This window comes from Streptomyces capoamus (genome assembly GCF_014654935.1).
GTDB lineage: Bacteria > Actinomycetota > Actinomycetes > Streptomycetales > Streptomycetaceae > Streptomyces > Streptomyces capoamus.
In genome coordinates this window covers 8689-9320 of the sequence record NZ_BNBF01000027.1, presented here as the reverse complement: position 1 = coordinate 9320, position 632 = coordinate 8689, and the positions used below count along the sequence as shown (strand labels likewise).

The 632-nt window shown below is 68.4% G+C and carries 1 protein-coding gene; it reads left to right on the top strand.

Features of this window, described 5'->3' with window-relative positions; all coding sequences use genetic code 11:
* Positions 1 to 632: glycosyl hydrolase family 18 protein (locus tag IE312_RS42715; protein WP_268254376.1), on the top strand; the 632-nt coding region annotated here is incomplete at both ends.

Below are 632 nucleotides of genomic sequence, written 5' to 3'. Positions count from 1 at the left end.
AGGTCACGGCGGTCACGGGCACGTCGGCGACGGTGACCGGCCTGTCGGCCGCCACGTCGTACTCCTTCCAGGTCACGGCGACCAACGCGGCCGGCGAGTCGGCGAAGTCCGCGACGGTGACCGGGACGACGTCCTCCGGCACCGGCGGCGGGGGCGGAACCCTACCCAAGCACGCGGTGACCGGCTACTGGCAGAACTTCAACAACGGCGCGACGGTCCAGAAACTGTCGGACGTGCCCTCCGCCTACGACATCATCGCGGTGGCCTTCGCCGACGCGACGTCGACACCGGGCGCGGTGAGCTTCACCCTCGACTCCGCCGGCCTCGGCGGCTACACCGTCGACCAGTTCAAGGCCGACATCAAGGCCAAGCAGGCGGCCGGCAAGAAGGTCATCGTCTCGGTCGGCGGCGAGAAGGGCTCGGTGTCGGTCAGCGACGCCGCATCGGCCACGAACTTCGCCAACTCGGTCTACTCGCTGATGCAGACGTACGGCTTCGACGGCGTCGACATCGACCTGGAGAACGGTCTCAACGCGACCTACATGACCCAGGCCCTGCGCGCGCTGTCGGCGAAGGCCGGCTCGTCCCTGATCATCACCATGGCCCCGCAGACCATCGACATGCAGTCGACG